Origin of the sequence: Janthinobacterium sp. KBS0711 (assembly GCF_000988085.1) — a bacterium.
Taxonomy (GTDB): domain Bacteria; phylum Pseudomonadota; class Gammaproteobacteria; order Burkholderiales; family Burkholderiaceae_D; genus Janthinobacterium; species Janthinobacterium lividum_E.
Window position 1 is genome coordinate 722659 of record NZ_LBCO01000033.1, and the last position, 3799, is coordinate 726457.

5 protein-coding genes are annotated in these 3799 nt (G+C 62.3%); 2 read left to right on the plus strand and 3 right to left on the minus strand.

The genetic code is table 11. The features are described from left to right. Positions 1-1390, minus strand: a 1390-nt coding sequence (locus VM94_RS21875) for an ExeA family protein (protein WP_046685668.1), incomplete at its 3' end; no start/stop codon positions are given. Positions 1391-1441: 51 nt separating this feature from the next. After that, positions 1442-1966 (minus strand): hypothetical protein, encoded by a 525-nt coding sequence (locus tag VM94_RS21880; RefSeq protein ID WP_046685308.1) that lies wholly within the window; start codon positions 1964-1966, stop codon positions 1442-1444. 412 nt (positions 1967-2378) lie between these two features. Here VM94_RS21880 and VM94_RS21885 point away from each other — a divergent pair, with 412 nt between their 5' ends. Beyond that, on the plus strand, positions 2379-2657 hold the full coding sequence (locus tag VM94_RS21885; protein WP_138828904.1) for a hypothetical protein: 279 nt from the start codon (positions 2379-2381) through the stop codon (positions 2655-2657). Between the two features lie 51 nt (positions 2658-2708). On the opposite strand, the gene VM94_RS21890 is transcribed toward VM94_RS21885, so the two are convergent. Beyond that, positions 2709-2996 (minus strand): hypothetical protein, encoded by a 288-nt coding sequence (locus tag VM94_RS21890; RefSeq protein WP_034759823.1) that lies wholly within the window; start codon positions 2994-2996, stop codon positions 2709-2711. Positions 2997-3344: 348 nt separating this feature from the next. Here VM94_RS21890 and VM94_RS29215 point away from each other — a divergent pair. After that, the coding region (locus VM94_RS29215; RefSeq protein WP_046685670.1) for a BadF/BadG/BcrA/BcrD ATPase family protein at positions 3345-3799 on the plus strand (455 nt) is incomplete at its 3' end.

Sequence of the window (3799 nt, forward strand, 5' to 3'; positions counted from 1 at the left end):
CAACGTCGGCGCCGCGGGCGCCCAGCGGCACCTCGTCGCGCCAGCTGCGCGGAGCGCGCCAGAAGGTCGTGAAACTGCCATCGCTGCGTTGCGCCAGCTGGGCCAGCGGCAGGCTTTGCTGTTTTCCATCGAGCATCAAGGTAGCGCTCTCGTCCTGCACGCGCGTCAGCAGCGCCAGCTGTTCCGTACCATCCGCATCGCGCAAAGCCAGCATGGCGGGACGGTCCAGCACGCGCAGCTCGGCGATGCCGCCCCTGCTGTGCAGGCAGCGCAGGCCGGCGCGGGCGCCCGCCTGGCAAGCGTCGCCGGCCGGCAACTGCTCGCCCCACAGGCTGGCCAGCTGGCGCAGCACGGCGTTGCGGTCCGGCACCTTGGCGGGTACGGGCGTGGATGCGGATGCAGCGGCAGCCGCCACGGCGGAGGCTGCCGGTACGGAGGCGGCCACGGCAGGTACAGCGGGCACAGCGGACGGGCGCGGCATGAAATGCCAGGCCAGCGCGGCCGTGACCACGGCGCCGGCCAGCACGCCGCCGGCAACGTGCGGCCAGCGCAAGCCGGACACAGCCGCCCTGCCGCCCTCTTCCGCAAACACTTCTTCGGCGGCGCGGCGCAGTATCTGGCGCGTCACTTGCGGTTGGTTTTCCACGTAGGCGCCCAGCAGCGCGCGGTCGCACAGCAGGTTGATGCGACGCGGCACTCCCTTGCTCAAGCCATGGATTTGCGCCATCAGGCGAGGCGCGAACGGCGTCTGCGCCGTGCTGCCCGCCACGGCCAGGCGGTGGCGGATATAGCTGGCCGTCTCGTCCGCAGTCAGCGACCCCAGGTGATAGCGGGCGATCACGCGCTGCGCCAGCTGCTCGAGTTCCGGCCGGGCCAGCATGGCGCGCAATTCCGGCTGGCCGATGAGGATGATCTGCAGCAACTTGCGCTCGCTCGTTTCCAGGTTCGTCAGCAAGCGCAACTGTTCCAGCACGGCGGCGGACAGGTTTTGCGCTTCGTCGATGATCAGCACATTGTTCTTGCCCTGTGCATGGCTGGCCAGCAGGTGTGCATTGATGGCGTCGACATAGCCTTTCACGCTGGCCACGCCGGGCGCCAGAGCGATGCGGAATTCCTCGCAGATCGACAGCAGCAATTCCTCGACGGACAATTTCGGATTGAAGATGTAGGCCAGCTGGCAATTTTCCGGAATCTGTTCCATGAAGCAACGGCACACGGTGGTCTTGCCGGCGCCAATTTCTCCCGTCAGCAGCACGAAGCCGCCGCCGCTGCCCACGCCATACAGCAGGTGCGCCAGCGCTTCGCGGTGGCGTTCGCTCATGAACAGGTAGCGCGGATCGGGGGCGATCGAAAACGGCGATTGCTTGAGCTGGAAATAATGCGTGTACATGGAGACCCTGCGGATGAAACGATCAAAATGCGCGGCGGCAAGCCGATACCCTCATCGGGTGCGGGCGGGCGGCAACGGCTTGTATTTGGCGCAATAGACTTTCGCCTTGCTGCGGAAGTAGACGATTTTACTGCCAGGCACGGAACCACGGACAGGAAAGGCGGAATTGTCGAGTTTATTGAAACGCAGGCCCGAGACGCCGCGTATGGCCGGCTCCAGCTTTTCCGGTGTCGAGTCCGCCACCACGCCCATGAAGACGAGGGGGCTGGTATCGTCGCTGACAATCACGTCGGTAATCGGCGCGCCCCACAAGGTGGCGTCCGTGCGGAACCAGTACGCGCCCCCTTCATGCTTGTAGGCGGGGCCGAAGGCCGTCAGCAGATACGCATAAAAAGCCTTGTTGTCGATCTGGTCGATGCACAGCACGGCATTGCCCACCACTTGCCCGAACGTGGACGGCGGCGGTTTTTGCTGCGCCTGCACGCCGGACACGGGCACGCCGCAGGCCAGCAGGGCGAACGCCGCCAGCAAGGCCGGCGCACGCCACGGGCGCATCGATGAACGGCGCACGCGCATGATCAGCGCTTGTGCTCTTCTTTCTTGACCTTCTTGGCTTCCTTCTTTTCCTTCATGGTCTTGGCCGGTTCCTTCTTGGCTTCTTTCTTGCTGTCCTGTGCCTTGCTCATCATCTACTCCATGCATGGGCGGAAATGCCTGGGCCATTATGACACTCCCCCATGAAAATGCCACGTCATTTCCCCCATGCAATAGACCTACCCGGCAAGCACGGGCAGCGCATGCGCTTATTTACAAAAAGACGTTTGCATTTTTATTTTATTATGTTTTAATACACGGAATTTATAAATAGATATCATTTCGGTGCGGCAGAAGCAGCACGGAAACAAGCATACAAACTGGGGACAGGACATGGCCGGCATACGGCTGACCATGTGTAATCGACTTGCAGCCCTCGGCGGAAATAGACAATATGATGAGAAGAATGATCTTGCTGGGCGCGGCCCTGTCGCTCTGGGCCGTTGGCAACACTTATGCGGCGGATACACAGCCGATGCAGGCGGCAACCTACCAGGCGGCGCCGGCCACCCCAGCCACGCGGCTGGCCAGTTTCCAGTCGCAGGACGCCAACCGGCGCGCTCCTGGTTCGCATGAACCGGGCACGCATTCGCTGCTGCTGGTCGCTGTCATGCTGCTGAGCCTGCGCATGCGCACCAGCACCACCACCAGCAGCGAAAAATTCAGCACCTGACGTGAAAACGGCCGCGCAAGGCGGCCGTTCCAGTCACACGTCAGCGCACGATCAGTGCAGGCACAGACGGCGGCGCGTCTTTTCGATCAGCGCCGCATCGTAGGGATACAGGTTCTCGATAAAGAACAATTCCGTTTCCGCCTCATCTTCCAGGCACATTTCGATCATGACCGGGCCATCGCTTTCGCGGCCCAGGAAATCCTTCGGCCAGCGGTTCTTGCGGTGCGTGCGCATCATTTCCATGCCCAGCGCGGCCAGCGGCGCCGACACACCGGCGGCCAGCGCCTCTTGCTGCCAGTCGTCCCAGTACTCGCTCTTTGCTGCCTTGTCGTTCATCATGCTCTTCCAACTCAGGTGTAAAAGGCGGACTTTACTCTTCATGGCGTCCCTTGCCAAGCATGCATACAAGCAATAGCGCACGCCCAACAACAGACCAGTTGGAAAAAATTGGCATTAAACAAGGCCAATTTCAATACCATTCGGCACCCATAAAAAATCCTTCATTAACAATGACTTGCAATCACTCCTTCGGGCATGGCGGGACGCCGTGCAACGCATTTATTAATACCACTTAAATACCTGTTGACAAGCCATCTGGGCGACAATATAGTGCCTTCAGCTTTTTCGCCGCCCGACAAATAAAAGAACCGAGACAGGCGCACTCAACCAAACGCGGGACTGCATAACATGATCGAATACATAATCGGCGTCGACGGCGGGGGAAGCGGTACCCGCGTACGCCTGGCGCGCCTCGACGGCCAGGAACTGGCGCAGGGACAAAGCGGCCCTTCCGGCCTGGGACTGGGCATCGAACGGGCCTGGACCTCCGTGGCGCAGGCCGTCACCGTGGCTTTCCGCGCGGCCGGCCTGGAACAGCCATCCTTGCAGCGCATGGCCATCGGCCTGGGCCTGGCCGGCGTGCACAACAAACAGTGGGCTGTCAGCTTCGTCGAACACAATCCCGGCTATGCCTTCGTGGCACTCGAATCGGATGCCCTGACCACCCTGCTGGGCGCGCACGCGGGCCAGCCGGGCGCCATCGTTGCCATCGGCACGGGCAGCGTGGGCGAAGTGCTGCACGCGGACGGCAGCCGCCATGAAGTGGGCGGCTGGGGCTTCCCTTCCGGCGACGAGGCCGGCGG

Bases quoted from the DNA above. Each gene is read 5' to 3' on its own strand.
- VM94_RS21880 (WP_046685308.1), bottom strand. From the start codon at position 1,966: ATGCGCGTGCGCCGTTCATCGATGCGCCCGTGGCGTGCGCCGGCCTTG.
- VM94_RS21885 (WP_138828904.1), top strand. From the start codon at position 2,379: ATGATGAGAAGAATGATCTTGCTGGGCGCGGCCCTGTCGCTCTGGGCC.
- VM94_RS21890 (WP_034759823.1), bottom strand. From the start codon at position 2,996: ATGATGAACGACAAGGCAGCAAAGAGCGAGTACTGGGACGACTGGCAG.